Consider the following 14797-nt stretch of genomic DNA (forward strand, 5'->3'; position numbering starts at 1 on the left):
GGCGCCACCTCGTCAACGGGTGCGCAGGCCCTGCAGGACTCGCTCGATGCAGGCCCCGATGTCCGCGCGGGCCTCCTTCGGCGTGCTGGAGGCCGCTATGGCGGTGGCGCCCGCCGACAGCGAGCCGAACACCACGCGGGCCAGCGCATCGATCGGCAGCGGATCGATCTCCCCCGACTCGATCAGCCCGGCGACAGCCGCGCGCACCACCCCGAAGGTGTAGGACTCCTCGGCGGCGCGCCAGCGCTCCCAGCCCATCACGGCGGGCCCGTCCTGCACGACGATGCGCTGGTAGGACGGTTCCAGGCAGACCTCCAGGAAGGCGCTGAGCCCGGAGCGGGTGGCCTCCCACTGGTCCCCGGCATCGGACAGCACTCCGCCCAGGCGCGAGACGACGCTGGTCTCGACCGCGTCGAAAGCCGCCTCGAACAACGCCTGCTTGCCGCCGAAGTGGTGGTAGAGCGCGCCCTTGGTGACCCGGGCCAGCCTGGCTATCTCCTCCAGCGAAGTGCCCGCGTAGCCGTGCTCGGTGAACAGCTCGACGGCGGAGTCCACCAGCGCCTGTCGGGTGGACTCCGAGTACTCCAAACGTCGAGGTCGAGCTGTCGCCATGCTCACAACCCTATGTCATACCGACGGTACGCAGCCGTGCTACCCTCGGTGTACCAACATACTCTCGGTATGCCGCACACCCGGGGTATCCACCCGGGTCCGATCCCGGAGAGCGACCATGAGTTGGAACGACTTCCACCAGCGGCAGAGCGCGATCGCGACGGTTCTCGGCAACGCTCGCCAGAACCCGGACCAGGCACTCGACCTAGTGCCCGCGCCCTTCACCGACACCACCGAGCTGCTGCGCGCCCTGCAGTACAAGTGGACCCAGCAGCTGACCGGCCGGATCGACGTCGCGCTCGCCGAAACCGACGACGCCGCGGACGGCGACCGCATCCAGGCGGTCACCGAGGCCTGGCGCCGCACCGCCGAGGCGAACCCGGCGCTCCGCGACCTGCTCGACCGGCACCAGGCGAACCCGGTCCTGCGCCACGACGCGGCCCGCGAGCACCGCATGCTCGCCCTGGCCACCGGCCTGGCCGAACCCGCCGAGCCGGACGCGGAGATCGCCCGCGTCGGCAAGGCCTTCCTCCAGCTGATCCGAGCCACCCCGACCGAATCCCGCAAGTCCTGCCTGCTGTCCCTGCGCTGACCCGCAGTCACGAACGCTGGAACGCCGGGGCGGTCGGCTCCTGCCGGAGGGTCGGCACCGGCATGCGGAGCGCGTGGGCGGCGGTCAGGGCTCGCCGCTCGCGCACCGACGCGGCCATGCCGCGGATCAGCGCCGAGGGCTCGACCGCCGCGTTCGGCCGGACCAGCTCCACCGGCCACGGCAGCACGTGGCACAGCCGGAGCACGACTACGAACGGCATCAGCGCGATCTGCACCGCGAGCTCCGCCGCCGCAGCGCAGAACAGGACCGCGAACAGGAGCAGGAACGGGATCGCGATGATCGCCGAGATCGGATCGTCACCGAGCCCGCTGGGCAGGCTGTCCAGCGCGTACTCGAACGACGTCTTGCGCCGCCACAAGAACCAGCGCCGCCGCCCGTAGGGGCTCAGCTTCTTCTCCACCAGCCGCCAGCGCTGCGCCTTGATCTCGACCGGCGTGAACTTCGCGTGCTCCCCCGCCAGCAGCGCCTCCGCTCCGTCGAGCCCGCTGTTGCTGCCGAGGTGCTCGCGCAACGCACTACGCATCCGCCGCGCCGTGGCGAGGGTCCCCACGCGGACCACCCCGGCGCGGCACCCGCGGGCGCTGATCTCCAACCGCCATCCCCGGTTGGCGGCTCGCACGACCAGGACCAGCGGCATCAACGCGAAGATGACCAGCAGTTCCAGCCAGCAGCCGAGCAGCACCAGGGTGAACGGCACGAGCCAGGCCAACCGCAGCGCTACCGAGATCGGGCCTTCGCTCAGCCTCGGCCAACGATCACCCATCACGCGCAGGCGCATCACGCGGGACCACGGCGCCCATCGGATGCGCACCGTCCAAGATGTTGCAGACACGACCGGTCAGTATTCCCGCATCGATCACCGGCGACCCCTGGTACACCGAACCTACCGAGAGTAGGTTTCGGGCATGACGAGGTGGACCGCAGCCGACATCCCCGACCAGACCGGCCGAACCGCGCTGATCACCGGCGCGAACTCCGGCCTGGGCCGCCGCAGCGCGCAAGCCCTGGCCGAACGCGGCGCCCGCGTCCTCATCGCCTGCCGCAACGCCGAGAAGGGACGCGCAGCCCAGCAGGAGATCGCCCGGACCGCCACCACGGCACCAGAACTCGTCGAGCTGAACCTCGCCGACCTCTCGTCGGTCCGCGACGCCGCCGCCGAGATCCGCGAGCGCACCGACGGCCTGGACGTCCTCATGAACAACGCCGGGGTGATGGCCACCCCGCGCCGCACCACCGAGGACGGCTTCGAGCTGCAGATCGGCACCAACCACCTCGGCCACGCCGCGCTGACCTGGCTGCTCCTCCCGGCAATGCGCCCGGGCGCGCGCGTGGTGACGGTCTCCAGCCTGGCCCACCACGGCGGCGGGCTGGACGTCGACGACCTGAACTTCACCCGCCGCCGCTACCACCCGGTGCGCGCCTACAGCCAGTCCAAGCTCGCCAACCTGCTGTTCGCGCTGGAACTCGACCGCGCGGCCAAGCGCGCGCAGCACGACCTGATCAGCGTCGCCGCCCACCCGGGCATGGCGATGACCGAGCTGACCCGCAACACGTCCCGCCTGCACTCGCTGCCCGCACCGGTGCACAACGTCGTCCACCTGGGCACCCGCCTGGTCACCCAGCCCGCCGAGCACGGCGCGCTGCCGCAGCTCTTCGCCGCGACCGCGCCGGGCGTCCGCGGCGGCGACTACTTCGGCCCCGGCGGCATCGGCGAGGTCCGCGGCCACCCGTCCCGGGCACGGGTGAGCAAGGCCGCGCGGGACGTCCGCACCGCCCAGCGGCTGTGGGAGGCCACCGCCGAGCACACCGGCGTCGCGCCGAGTTGGTGACCCAGCTCACCAGCGGTTTCTTTCGCCTGGTGGAACGAGATGCGAGATGACCACGGCGCGCCCCGAGGGCGTAGCCTGGGGCGCGTGACTGTGGCGCCGGAGGGTCGCAAGCTGCTGCGGTTGGAGGCCCGCAACAGCCAGACCCCGATCGAGAAGAAGCCGTCGTGGATCAAGACCCGCGCGCGGATGGGACCCGAGTACCAGGAGCTCAAGGGTCTGGTCCGCCGCGAAGGACTGCACACCGTCTGCGAGGAGGCGGGCTGCCCCAACATCTTCGAGTGCTGGGAGGACCGCGAGGCGACGTTCCTCATCGGTGGGGACCAGTGCACCCGCCGCTGCGACTTCTGCCAGATCGACACCGGGAAGCCGGCCGCGCTGGACGTCGAGGAGCCCCGCAAGGTCGCCGAATCGGTGCAGGCGATGGGCCTGCGCTACTCGACGGTCACCGGCGTCGCCCGCGATGACCTGCCCGACGGCGGTGCCTGGCTGTACGCGGAGACGGTCCGCCAGATCCACGCGCTCAACCCGGGCACCGGCGTGGAGCTGCTGATCCCGGACTTCAACGCCGACCCCGACCAGCTGGCCGAGGTCTTCGGCTCCCGGCCGGAGGTGCTGGCGCACAACCTGGAGACCGTGCCCAGCGTGTTCCGCCGGATCCGCCCCGGATTCCGCTACGAGCGGTCGCTGAAGGTGATCTCCGAGGCGCGCGACGCGGGCCTGGTCACCAAGTCCAACCTGATCCTGGGCATGGGCGAAACCCCGGACGAGGTGCGCCCGGCGCTGCAGGACCTGCACGACGCGGGCTGCGACATCATCACCATCACCCAGTACCTGCGGCCCAGCCCGCGCCACCACCCGGTGGACCGGTGGGTCAAGCCGGAGGAGTTCGTCGAGCACACCAAGGCGGCCGAGGAGATCGGCTTCCCCGGTGTGATGGCCGGGCCGCTGGTGCGCTCCAGCTACCGCGCCGGCCGGCTGTTCGCCAAGGCGACCGTGCACCGCGGCATGCCGCTCCCGGAGAACCTGGCGCACCTGGCCAAGGAGGGGACGGCCGCGCAGGAGGCCACCAGCCTGCTGTCCCGCTGAGCAGTTCCCACAACCGCACATCCATCGGCCCGGGGATCGTTTCCGCTGGTCATGACACGTGAGCACTTCGGGGCGCCAGAGCACCCCGAAGTGCTCACGTGCGTCTAGCAGGCAAAACGATCGGGGCCTGGACCTCACGGCTCGGTCACGCATGGGGACCGCACCTGCACCTGGTCCAGCGCGCGCCGTATCCTGAAATGCATGGCCACGGAGGACAAGGCCGCCAAGAAAGCGGCGGCCAAAGAACGGCGCAAGGCAACTCGAGGACGCTTCAAGCAGATCCTCGAGGTGTTCAAGATGCAGCGCCGGGAGGACAAGCTCCTCCTCCCGCTGATGCTCGGGGTGTTCCTCGGCGTGACCGCAGTGGTCTTCCTGCTGGGCATGATCTGGGGCCTGCACTGGGCGTTCCTCCCGGTGGGCCTGGCCTTCGGCGTGCTCGGCGCGGTGATCCTCTTCGGCCGCCGCGTGCAGTCGAGCGTGTACCGCAAGGCTGACGGTCAGCCCGGCGCTGCCGGGTGGGCGCTGGACAACCTGCGCGGCCGCTGGGTGCTGACCCAGGCCGTGTCGGGCACCGCCCAGCTCGACGCCGTGCACCGGCTGATCGGCCGCCCCGGCATCGTGCTCGTGGGCGAAGGCGCCCCGCACCGGGTGAAGTCGCTGATGGCGCAGGAGAAGAAGCGCGTCGCCCGGCTCGTCGGCGACACCCCGATCTACGAGATCGTCGTCGGCAACGAGGAGAACCAGGTCCCGCTGTCGAAGTTGCAGCAGCGGATCACCAAGCTGCCCCGCAACATCGGCCCGGCTCAGATCGACTCGATCGAGAACCGGCTCGCAGCGCTGGCCAACCGCGGCAACGCGCTGCCGAAGGGCCCGGTGCCGCAGGGCGCCAAGATGCGCAACATGCAGCGCGCGATGCGCCGCGCGCGGTAATTCCGCCAGGAACGCGAAGCGGGCTCGGGGAAAGCACCCCGAGCCCGCTTTTTCACGTCTACCGCCGAAGCTTCGTCACCGGCGCAGGACGATGGTTCCGCTGAGCCGGTCGTGCCAGGAACGACCGTCGAAGTTCCACATGACGGCCGGGATGATCAGGCCGGTCAGGACGCAGCGCAGCGCCGCCCGCCACGGCCCCACCATGACCGTGCCGTCGACCCGCGCGACCCAGATCCGCAGCACGGCCATGCCCGGCGTGGCGCCGAAGAACGACACCGGGACGACGGTGATGACCACCCACGCCACCAGGCTCCAGTTCTCCGGGTAGTCCGGCATGGTGAACAACGCGGCGACCAGCGCGGCCAGCACGATGTCGATGAGGAACGCCCCCAGCCGCCGGCCCACCGGCGCCGCCGAGCCCGGCCCGCTCTCGGGAAGCCCCATCTTCTCGCCGCGCCACTTCGGCCGGGATTCGTTCGCCTGCTCGCGCACGTGGTTCAACGCGCCCTTCGGGCGGTCCAGCCAGGATCCGACTCTTCGCACGTCATCCAGGGTACGTGCCGCGGCCGCTGCTACCGTCGGAGCACCGCTCCGCACCCCCGCGCGCAACCCCCATCACCCGATCGGGGCTCAGTTAACGCCGGCGAAACATTCGGGTGACGACGGAGCAACACCCAGGACATACGGTGAGTACCGAGCCGGCGGCGGAAGTGGTCGGTGAGCTGTATCGAGTGCTGAAGGAGCCACCGAGCTTGTTCAAGAATCCTGACGAGGTCCTGCGCTTCATCTCCGACGAGGACGTGAAGTTCGTCGATGTCCGGTTCTGCGACCTGCCGGGCGTCATGCAGCACTTCACCGTGCCCGCCGCTGCGTTCGACCAGGACGCGTTCACCGAGGGGCTGGCCTTCGACGGCTCGTCCGTGCGTGGCTTCCAGTCGATCCACGAATCGGACATGCTGCTGCTGCCCGACCCCTACACCGCGCGCATCGACCCGTTCCGGGCCGAGAAGACGCTGATCCTGAACTTCTTCGTGCACGACCCGTTCACGTTGGAGCCCTACAGCCGCGACCCGCGCAACATCGCGCGCAAGGCCGAGCAGTACCTGGCCGAGTCCGGCGTCGCCGACACCGCGTTCTTCGGTGCCGAGGCCGAGTTCTACATCTTCGACTCGGTCAAGTTCGAGGAAGGCCCGAACAAGACCTACGCCGAGGTCGACTCGGTCGAGGGCTGGTGGAACACCGGCCGCGACGAGGAGGGCGGCAACCGCGGTTACAAGACGCGGATGAAGGGCGGCTACTTCCCGGTCTCGCCCTACGACCACTTCGCCGACCTGCGCGACAAGATGTGCACCCAGCTGACCGAGTCCGGTTTCACCATCGAGCGGGCGCACCACGAGGTCGGCACCGGCGGCCAGACCGAGATCAACTACAAGTTCAACACGCTGCTGCACGCGGCCGACGACTTGCAGCTGTTCAAGTACGTCATCAAGAACACCGCTTGGGAGGACGGCCGGACCGTCACCTTCATGCCCAAGCCGCTGTTCGGCGACAACGGCTCCGGCATGCACAGCCACATGTCGCTGTGGAAGGACGGCAGCCCGCTGTTCTACGACGAGTCCGGTTACGCCGGCCTGTCGGACATGGCGCGCTACTACATCGGCGGCATCCTGCACCACGCGCCGAGCCTGCTGGCCTTCACCAACCCGACGGTGAACTCCTACCACCGCCTGGTGCCGGGCTACGAGGCCCCGGTGAACCTGGTGTACTCGCAGCGCAACCGCTCGGCGTGCATGCGCATCCCGATCACCGGTGCGAACCCGAAGGCCAAGCGCGTCGAGTTCCGCTGCCCGGACCCGTCCGGCAACCCGTACCTGGCGTTCGCCGCGATGATGATGGCCGGTCTGGACGGCATCAAGAACAAGATCGAGCCGGCCGAGCCGATCGACAAGGACCTCTACGAGCTGCCGCCGGAAGAGGCCAAGAACGTGCCGACCGTGCCGGACAACCTGGCCACGGCCATCGACAACCTGGAAGCCGACCACGACTTCCTGCTCGAGGGCGGCGTGTTCACCCCGGACCTGATCGAGACCTGGATCCGGCTCAAGCGCGAGGACGAGATCGACCCGATCCGCCTCCGCCCGCACCCGCACGAGTTCTCGCTGTACTTCGACGTGTGATGCGCTGAACCGGACGAGCGGGGCGGGGACTTCGGTCCTCGCCCCGCTCGTCTTTCCGCGTCAGCGGACGTGGATGTCCAGCCCGCTCGTCCCCGGCGCCTCGACGCCCGGCAGCAGCCGCATGTCCTCGCCGTAGTCACCGCCGTCGAGCGTCCGGAACGGGATCGGCTGGTCGGTGAACAGCCGGTCCAGCCGCTGCCGGTACTCCTCCTGCACCTCCGCGAACCGGTCGTCCGACAGCACGACCGAGTCGTGCACCGCGAACGGTTCCAGCGGCGCCATGCCGGTGAACCAGAACAGGCCGTGCTGGATCGGGTGGAGGACATCGGCCAACCGCCCGTGGATGCCGCGCTCCGCGAACGCCGACTCCCGCGCACCGATCGTCACCGAGATCAGCGCCCGGCGACCGGCCAGCGCGCCCTCGCTGTAGGGCGGGAGGTCCGGGCCGTGGGCGAACTGGAACGTGAACACCCGGTCGATCCAGCCCTTCAGGATCGCGGGCACCGAGAACCACCACAGCGGGAACTGCAGGATCACCGCGTCCGCCCACCGCAGCTTCTCCTGCTCCGCCGCGACGTCCGCGGACAGCGTCCCGGCCAGGGTGGCCTCCCCCGAGTCGAACAGCACGTTCAGCCGGCGGTCCGGTGCGAGCTCCGGGAAGTCGTCGGCGTCGACCGCCGCCTTCCACTTCATCGCGTAGAGGTCGGACATCTGCACCTCGTGACCCGCCGCGCGCAGCTCCTCGGCTGCGAAGGCGCTCAGGGAGGAGTTCAGCGAACGGGGCTCGGGGTGGGCGGTGACGATGAGGATCTTCTGCGGCAGTACTTCGGTCATGCCTGAACATTCGTCCACTCGTGCCAGGACAACCAGAACCCGGTCGAACCGGTGGACCGGCGTTCCTGGTACTGCCGGTGCTACCCAATACTTGATCGCATGGGCACTGCGGAGCGGATCCAGGACAACGAGATCGGCGACGTCCGGCGAGCGCTGGGCGGATTCCTGCGCGCCCGCCGGGAACGCGTCGCACCGGAGCAGGTCGGGCTCACCGGCGGTGGTCGCCGACGGGTGCGCGGGCTGCGCCGCGAAGAACTCGCCCAGCTCGCCGGGATCAGCGTGGACTACTACGTGCGGCTGGAGCAGGGCCGGGCCGTCCAGCCGTCCCCCGAGGTCCTCGACGCACTCGCCGGGGCGCTGCGCCTCGATGCCGCGGAACGGCGGCACCTCGTCACGCTCGCCGACGTGCGGCGCAAGTCCGCGCCGAGCGGGGAGGTCAGTCCGCTGCTCCAGCAGATCCTGGACGGGTTGACCCGCTTCCCGGCTTTCGCCACGAACCACCGCCTGGACGTGGTGGCGTGGAACGCGCTGGGCGCCGAACTGGCCGGTGGTCTGGCAGCCCCGGCCCGCCGGGATCTGAACCAAGCCCGGTACCTGTTCCTCGACCCGGCTTCTCGGGCCGTCTTCCCCGACTGGGAAGAACGGGCAGCAGAATCGGCGGGGCTGCTGCGGGCGTCGACGGGGCGCTACCCCGACGACGCGGAACTCGCCGCGCTGATCGGTGAGCTGTCCGACCGCAGCACCGACTTCCAGCGGATCTGGGCCACCGGCGAAGTCGTGATGTGCGCGAAGGGCCAGAAGCAGCTGCGCCACCCGGAAGCCGGCCTGCTGCTGCTGGACTACGAAACGCTGCACGTGCCCGCCGGCCCCGGCGAGATCGGACTCGTGGTGCACGTGTTCGGCTCGGTGGACGGCGACCAGGACGCACTGGCCAGGCTCGCCGCGGTCACCGCGAAATGATCAACCGGTAGCAGCCGATCGCAAGATCGGCTATTAACAGCCGGATCAAATCCCCTGCCAGGGCGGCAGAGCTGCGCCGAGCACGCCGGGCTTGAAGCGCATCAGCGCACCGGCGTAGGGGTCGTCGAGCAGCGCGAGCTCGTCGTAGCCGTAGCACGCCGAGGTCAGGTACATCTCCTCCAACCGCGAACCCCCGAAGGCCAGGCTGGTGATCCGCCGCGTCGGCGCCCACAGAACGGTCTCGAGGTCCCCGCTGGGCGCATAGCGGTGGATCCGCCCGCTCCAGTGCATCGCGACCCACACGCAGCCCTCCGCGTCGACCGCGATCCCCTCCGGCTCCCCTTCCGGCTCGCCGCACACCACCCACTGCCGCCCGGACACCGCCAGCGCGCGCTCCGGGTCGTAGTCGTAGACCCAGATGCTGCGCGCATCGACCAAGTACATCCGGTGGCCGCTCGGGCTCCAGGCCACCCCGCCCGCCGCCGTCACCCCGTCGACCAGCAACCGCGCCCGGTCCCCGTCGAGCACGTACAGCCCGCTGGCCTGCAGCTCCCGCGCGTGCGTCTGGGTTCCCGCCACGAACCGCCCGGCCGGATCGCAGGCACCCGCCCCCATCCGATCGCCGTTGCGCACCTGGACCACCGGCTCCAACGCCGAACGCCCGAGGTGCACCCGCGCGAACCCGCTACCCGCGGCAGCGATCAGCTGACCGTGCCGGGTGGCCCCCAACGCCGTCACCGGACCCGGCAGCACCCGGACGTCGTCCCCACCGGAATCCCGGTGGTACGTGTGCAATTCCCGGCGCAGCAGATCCACCCAGTGCACGCAATTGAGCGCGGGCATCCACAGCGGGCTCGCCCCGCACAACGCCTGCCTGTCGACGAGCACCTCGAAGTCCTCGGACATCGGCAGTCCCCTTGTTCGCCGCCCACGCCTTCTCCTCGCGCAGGGTACTGGCGAATTCGGCGAGTCCGGGACCGCCGACCGGGTTCGCGAAACCCCTCTTCGCGCAGCTCAGCAGCCGTGGAGCCGCGATGCGGACCGAACGCTGAACGGCATTGCGTCGTCCGGACCACACCGCCACCTGCGCCCAGCCGAATTGCCGACCGCTGGACGACTCAGCGGAATTCATCCGGATCGATGTGCCGCGCGAAGCAAACCCGGTCGTGCCCTGGTCCGTCGTAATCGCGGTGCACCGGAATTCCGCCGATCTCGGCGTCACCGGCGATCAGCTCGAAACCCATGCTCCGGTGGAAAGCGATCGAACCGGTGTTGGCCGGCGAGGTGATGCAGTGCACCCGGGTCCGCCCGGCACGCGCCGCGGCGGCGAAGAACTCGCCGTACAGCCGGCGCGCCAGCCCGGACCGGCGCAGCTCCGGATCGACCCCGACGAAGTGCACGTAGGCCTCGGCCGCGCGATCAGCGGAGGCGAAACCGATCAGGAAACCCGCCATCCGGCCGTCCCGCTCCGCGACGAAGCTGGTGCCGCCGAAGTGCTGCAGGAACAGCCGTGGCACCAGCAACGACAGTTCGCGGGCGGCTTCCGGGCTGCGCGAATCAGTCCACCACCGCTGGATGGCCGCCACGATTCGCGGATGGTCGGCTTCCCCCGCCGTGCGCAGATCGATCATGATCGCCACCCTAGGGCGCTCACGATTCGTAGAACACCCGCTCCACGACGGCTCGCGCGTGCCGGGTGACGCGGAGGTAGTCGTCGACGACCTCCCCGGTGTCCACGTCCGCCGGATACCCCAGCGCGGCGGCCACCGCGTTCAGCTCCCGCGTCTGCTTGGGCAGCTGGTCCCCCGGTTTGCCGCGCACCAGCATCACCGCGTTGCGCACCCGCATCGCGAGCGTCCACGCCTCCGCCAGCTCATCGGCATCGCTGGCCTCCAGCAGACCGGCCTCGGTCGCGGCCCGCAAACCGTCCAACGTCGAAGTCGTGCGCAGCGCCGGGTGCTCGTGCGCGTGCTGCAACTGCAGCAGCTGCAACGTCCACTCCACATCGGCCAGACCACCGCGGCCGAGCTTGGTGTGCGTGGCCGGATCCGCACCCCGGGGCAGCCGCTCGGAATCCACCCGCGCCTTGATCCGGCGGATCTCCCGGGCCCGGGCATCGTCCAACCCGCCCTCCGGATACCGGATCGGGTCGATGGCCCGGCAGAACCGCTCACTTAGGTCCTGATCGCCGGCGACGTGCTGCGCCCGCAGCAACGCCTGCGATTCCCACACCTCGCCCCAGCGCCGGTAGTAGGAGAGGTAGGAGTCCAGCGTGCGCACGAGAGCGCCCTGGCGCCCTTCCGGCCGGAGGTCGATGTCGACCTCCAGCGGCGGATCCTGGCTCGGCGCGCCCAGCAACCGGCGCACCTGCTCGACCACGGTGGTCGCGAACCGCACCGCCGTCGTCTCGTCCGCCCCCTCCACCGGCTCGCACACGAACATCACATCGGCATCGGAGCCGTAGCCGAGTTCAGCGCCGCCCAGGCGGCCCATCCCGATCACCGCGATCCGGGCCGGGGCTTCACCGATCTCCTTGGCGGTGTCCCGGATCGACACGTCCAGCGCCGACTCCAGCACCGCGGCCCAGATGTTCGACAGCGCCCGGAACACCGTGGTCGGCTCCACCAGTCCGAGCAGGTCACCGCAGGCGATGCGCAGGAGTTCGTGCCGCCGCAGCGAACGAGCCGCAGCAGCAGCCCGCGCCGGCTCCGAGTAGCGCGCCACGGTGCTGCGCAGCGAAACCGACGCCTCCATCGGATCCCGTTCCGCCAGCGCCGGCGTGTCCGACAGCAAGCGCAGCACCTCCGGCGCCCGCACCAACAGCTCCGGAACCAGCTTCGAGGTGCCCAGCAGCTGCGCCAGCCGCTCGGCCACCACCCCTTCGTCCCGCAACAGCCGCAGGTACCAAGGGGTTTCGGCCAACGCCTCGGACACCTTGCGGTACGCCAGCAGTCCGCCGTCCGGATCCGGGGTGTTCGCCAGCAGGTCCAACAGCATCGGCAGCAACGTGCCCTGGATGCTGGCCCGCCTGGACACCCCCGAGGTCAACGCTCCTATGTGGCGCAGCGCGCCCTCCGGCGAGGTGTACCCGAGCGCGGCCAGCCGCTCCACCGCTGCCGAGGTGGTCAGCCGCAGCGCCGCCGTGGGCACCTTCGCGACCGCCTCCAGCAGCGGGCGGTAGAACAGCTTCTCGTGCAGCCGCCGAACCCTGTTGCTGTGCCGCCGGAACTCCGCCACCAGCGCCTGCGCCGCCGTGTTCCGACCGCTGGAGCGCAATCCGACGGCCCGGGCCAGCACCCCCAGGGACTCGGCATCGTCGAACTCCGGGAACAGGTGCGTCCGCCGCAACTGCCGCAGCTGCAACCGGTGCTCGACGGTCCGCAGGAACCGGTAGGAATCCACCAGGTCCGCCGCATCGGTGCGGGCCACGTACCCGCCCTCGCCCAAGGCTCGAAGAGCGTCCATGGTGGACGTCATGCGGAGCGAGTCGTCGCTGCGGCCGTGCACCATCTGCAGCAGCTGAACGGCGAACTCCACATCGCGCAGCCCACCGCGGCCGAGCTTCAACTCCCGCTCGGACAGCTCGGACGGAACGTGGTTCTCGACGCGGCGCCGCATCGAGCGCACGTCCACCACGAACCCCTCGCGCTCCGCAGCGGTCCACACCAGCGGCTGCACCGCCGCGAGATAACTCGCACCGAGCTCAGCGTCACCGGCCACCGGACGGGCCTTGAGCAGCGCCTGGAACTCCCAGGTCCGCGCCCACCGGCGGTAGTAGCTGAGGTGCCCGTCGAGCGTCCGCACCAACGCCCCGGCCTTGCCCTCCGGGCGCAACGCCGCATCGACTTCGAAGAACGCGGGACCGGCCACCCGCATCATCAGGCTGGCCAACCGGATCGCGGTCGGAATCTCGTCCTCGCGGTCCGCGACGAACACCACGTCCACATCGCTGACGTAGTTCAGCTCGCGCCCGCCGCACTTTCCCATCGCGATCACCGCGAGCCGCGGCACCTCGTCCACACCGGAGTGCCGCAACTCCGCCACCGCGACCGACAGCGCCGCACGCAGGGCAGCGACCGCGAGTTCGGACAACGTCGCGGCGACGTCCTCGTACGGCATGCTCGGCAACGCCGGATCGACGACGCGGGCCACGTCCTGCCCGGCGACGTCCATCAGCAGCCCCCGGTAAGCCCGGCGCAGCGCCATGACCGCTTCGGGCCCGTGCACCGCCGCAACGGGACCACCCGGTGTCCCGGGGGCGCCGCTCCCCTCAGCGCCCACGGCCTCCAGGAGCACAGCCGTCCGCTCCTCGAGCGTGCTCGCCGGAGCAGCGTCAGTGCGCAGCCGCCGCCAGTCCTCCGGATCAGCAACGAGGTGATCGGCAAGAGCTGTGGAGGCGCCGAGCACGCCGAACAACCGCGCGCGCAAACCCGCATCGTCGGCCAATTCGCGTGCGAGCTCGGCCCAACTCTCGTCCGCGGCGTCCCGGAAGCGGTCCAGTGAGTGCAGCGCCAGATCGGGGTCCGGGGTCCGGGACAGCGCGATCAGGATCGGCTCGGCCTCACCAGGACCGCGATCCGACCACCAGCCGGCACGTCTCAGCTGGGCCTCAGCACGTGACGCGTCGGTGAACCCGTAACGAGCGGGAGACGGCACCGAACCCGAGCGCGACGAGTTGCTGTTGGCCATTACCCGACCGTAGTCCGCGGACCGGCCCGGTGTGGACCCGACCTGATGACGATCACGCCAGCGGCAGGAATCTGCTGGCCTTCCGGTCCTCCGGCGGGGTCCCCACGAACCGCACGAACCGCTCCGCCACCGGCCGCCAGGTTTCGGCCATGTCCACGTGGAACGCGTCGAGGTGCGCCCGCTCCAACTGCCCCGGCCGAATCGCGGCAGCGATCTCCGGCGACAGCTCCGCCCACTCCAGCACCAGATCGGTCGTCGTCTCGATGTGGAACTGCATCCCGTAGGCGCAATCCCCGACCCGGAACAACTGGTTGTCGCACTTGGGCGAGGAAGCCAGCAGCTGCGCCGACGGCGGCAGCACCGCCACCTCGTCGGAGTGGGACTGCAGAACATCGGGGGTCAGCGGAACCGGCCCGAACAGCGGATCCTCCGCAGCAACGTCCCGCTTCGCGATCAGCAACGTCCCGGCCTCCGGGCCGTTGCGGGCCGGCCGCACCTGTCCCCCGGTAGCCGCAGCCAGCAACTGGGCCCCGAGGCACACCGCCAGAGTCGGCACCCGCTCGCTCACCGCCTTGCTCAGCAATGCCCGAACCTCGGCCAGCCACGGATGCGTCGCGTCGTCGTAGACGCCCATCTCCCCACCGAGCACCACCAACCCCTGGTGCTCGCTGAAGTCCGCGGGCAACGACTGCTCGGCCGGTAGGACGACGTCCACCTCAGCGCCGGCTACCGCCAGCCACTCGCCCAACGGCCCCGGAGGATCCGACTTCGACGGCTGAACGATGAGAATCCGCACACCACCCATGCCGCCAGAGTACGACCCCGACCCCAGAAGACCCACCACTCACCGGCCGATCTCCAGTGCAGCAGGTGCCATACCCGGGAACGCAAAAAAAAAGGGGGCTTCCCGAACCGAAGTCCGGGAAGCCCCCTTCTCACATAGTGTGTCGGCGGTGTCTTACTCTCCCACACCCTGTCGAGTGCAGTACCATCAGCGCTGGGGAGCTTAGCTACCGGGTTCGGAATGGGACCGGGCGGACCCTCCCCGCCATCGCCACCGACAACCC

General features: G+C 70.1%; 14 protein-coding genes and 1 rRNA gene. 6 read left to right on the forward strand and 9 right to left on the reverse strand.

The window, feature by feature from the left end; translation table 11 throughout:
• Positions 1-12: 12 nt before the first annotated feature.
• Positions 13-612 carry a TetR/AcrR family transcriptional regulator gene (locus tag OU415_RS15615; RefSeq protein ID WP_270949487.1) on the reverse strand — a complete coding sequence of 200 codons (600 nt, stop codon included), beginning with the start codon at positions 610-612 and terminating at the stop codon, positions 13-15.
• 118 nt (positions 613-730) lie between these two features.
• Between OU415_RS15615 and OU415_RS15620 the strand changes: the two genes are divergently transcribed.
• Positions 731-1204, forward strand: coding sequence for a hypothetical protein (locus OU415_RS15620; protein ID WP_270949488.1), 474 nt, complete (start codon positions 731-733; stop codon positions 1202-1204).
• A 7-nt stretch (positions 1205-1211) separates the two neighbouring features.
• Here the strand turns inward: OU415_RS15620 and OU415_RS15625 are convergent, their stop codons facing one another.
• Positions 1212-2036 (reverse strand): hypothetical protein, encoded by an 825-nt coding sequence (locus OU415_RS15625; RefSeq protein WP_270949489.1) that lies wholly within the window; start codon positions 2034-2036, stop codon positions 1212-1214.
• A gap of 94 nt (positions 2037-2130) precedes the next feature.
• Between OU415_RS15625 and OU415_RS15630 the strand changes: the two genes are divergently transcribed.
• The 3 genes from OU415_RS15630 (at position 2131) to OU415_RS15640 (ending at position 5070) form a co-directional block, all read left to right on the forward strand.
• The gene (locus tag OU415_RS15630) at positions 2131-3054 is read left to right on the forward strand and encodes an oxidoreductase (protein WP_270949490.1); all 924 of its coding nucleotides are present in this window, start codon (positions 2131-2133) and stop codon (positions 3052-3054) included.
• Positions 3055-3138: 84 nt separating this feature from the next.
• Positions 3139-4140, forward strand: a complete 1002-nt coding sequence (gene lipA / locus OU415_RS15635) for a lipoyl synthase (RefSeq protein ID WP_270949491.1) — start codon at positions 3139-3141, stop codon at positions 4138-4140.
• A 201-nt stretch (positions 4141-4341) separates the two neighbouring features.
• Entirely contained in the window at positions 4342-5070 is a 729-nt protein-coding gene (locus OU415_RS15640) for a DUF4191 domain-containing protein (RefSeq protein WP_270949492.1), read from the forward strand.
• A 75-nt stretch (positions 5071-5145) separates the two neighbouring features.
• Here OU415_RS15640 and OU415_RS15645 read toward each other — a convergent pair whose 3' ends face one another.
• Positions 5146-5613, reverse strand: coding sequence for an RDD family protein (locus OU415_RS15645; RefSeq protein WP_270949493.1), 468 nt, complete (start codon positions 5611-5613; stop codon positions 5146-5148).
• Between the two features lie 209 nt (positions 5614-5822).
• On the opposite strand from OU415_RS15645, the gene glnA reads away from it, so the two are divergent.
• Entirely contained in the window at positions 5823-7247 is a 1425-nt protein-coding gene (gene glnA / locus OU415_RS15650; protein ID WP_270949494.1) for a type I glutamate--ammonia ligase, read from the forward strand.
• A 60-nt stretch (positions 7248-7307) separates the two neighbouring features.
• Here the strand turns inward: glnA and OU415_RS15655 are convergent, their stop codons facing one another.
• Positions 7308-8081, reverse strand: a complete 774-nt coding sequence (locus OU415_RS15655) for an NAD(P)H-dependent oxidoreductase (protein WP_270949495.1) — start codon at positions 8079-8081, stop codon at positions 7308-7310.
• A 99-nt stretch (positions 8082-8180) separates the two neighbouring features.
• Here OU415_RS15655 and OU415_RS15660 point away from each other — a divergent pair, with 99 nt between their 5' ends.
• Positions 8181-9041, forward strand: a complete 861-nt coding sequence (locus OU415_RS15660) for a helix-turn-helix transcriptional regulator (protein WP_270949496.1) — start codon at positions 8181-8183, stop codon at positions 9039-9041.
• A 45-nt stretch (positions 9042-9086) separates the two neighbouring features.
• Here OU415_RS15660 and OU415_RS15665 read toward each other — a convergent pair whose 3' ends face one another.
• The 5 genes from OU415_RS15665 to rrf form a co-directional block, all read right to left on the reverse strand.
• Positions 9087-9947, reverse strand: coding sequence for an SMP-30/gluconolactonase/LRE family protein (locus tag OU415_RS15665; RefSeq protein WP_270949497.1), 861 nt, complete (start codon positions 9945-9947; stop codon positions 9087-9089).
• A 212-nt stretch (positions 9948-10159) separates the two neighbouring features.
• Positions 10160-10672 (reverse strand): GNAT family N-acetyltransferase, encoded by a 513-nt coding sequence (locus tag OU415_RS15670; protein WP_270949498.1) that lies wholly within the window; start codon positions 10670-10672, stop codon positions 10160-10162.
• 19 nt (positions 10673-10691) lie between these two features.
• The gene (locus OU415_RS15675) at positions 10692-13730 is read right to left on the reverse strand and encodes a bifunctional [glutamine synthetase] adenylyltransferase/[glutamine synthetase]-adenylyl-L-tyrosine phosphorylase (protein WP_270949499.1); all 3039 of its coding nucleotides are present in this window, start codon (positions 13728-13730) and stop codon (positions 10692-10694) included.
• Between the two features lie 52 nt (positions 13731-13782).
• Positions 13783-14535 carry a type 1 glutamine amidotransferase gene (locus OU415_RS15680; protein ID WP_270949500.1) on the reverse strand — a complete coding sequence of 251 codons (753 nt, stop codon included), beginning with the start codon at positions 14533-14535 and terminating at the stop codon, positions 13783-13785.
• 140 nt (positions 14536-14675) lie between these two features.
• A 5S ribosomal RNA gene (rrf, locus tag OU415_RS15685) occupies positions 14676-14792 on the reverse strand.
• Positions 14793-14797: the final 5 nt, after the last annotated feature.

The sequence above is a fragment of the Saccharopolyspora oryzae genome, assembly GCF_027853915.1.
Classification (GTDB): Bacteria; Actinomycetota; Actinomycetes; order Mycobacteriales; family Pseudonocardiaceae; genus Saccharopolyspora; species Saccharopolyspora oryzae.

Coding starts and splice junctions, on each gene's coding strand:
- OU415_RS15615 (WP_270949487.1), bottom strand. CDS start 612: ATGGCGACAGCTCGACCTCGACGTTTGGAGTACTCGGAGTCCACCCGA.
- OU415_RS15620 (WP_270949488.1), top strand. CDS start 731: ATGAGTTGGAACGACTTCCACCAGCGGCAGAGCGCGATCGCGACGGTT.
- OU415_RS15630 (WP_270949490.1), top strand. CDS start 2,131: ATGACGAGGTGGACCGCAGCCGACATCCCCGACCAGACCGGCCGAACC.
- OU415_RS15640 (WP_270949492.1), top strand. CDS start 4,342: ATGGCCACGGAGGACAAGGCCGCCAAGAAAGCGGCGGCCAAAGAACGG.
- OU415_RS15655 (WP_270949495.1), bottom strand. CDS start 8,081: ATGACCGAAGTACTGCCGCAGAAGATCCTCATCGTCACCGCCCACCCC.
- OU415_RS15660 (WP_270949496.1), top strand. CDS start 8,181: ATGGGCACTGCGGAGCGGATCCAGGACAACGAGATCGGCGACGTCCGG.
- OU415_RS15665 (WP_270949497.1), bottom strand. CDS start 9,947: ATGTCCGAGGACTTCGAGGTGCTCGTCGACAGGCAGGCGTTGTGCGGG.
- OU415_RS15670 (WP_270949498.1), bottom strand. CDS start 10,672: ATGATCGATCTGCGCACGGCGGGGGAAGCCGACCATCCGCGAATCGTG.
- OU415_RS15675 (WP_270949499.1), bottom strand. CDS start 13,730: ATGGCCAACAGCAACTCGTCGCGCTCGGGTTCGGTGCCGTCTCCCGCT.
- OU415_RS15680 (WP_270949500.1), bottom strand. CDS start 14,535: ATGGGTGGTGTGCGGATTCTCATCGTTCAGCCGTCGAAGTCGGATCCT.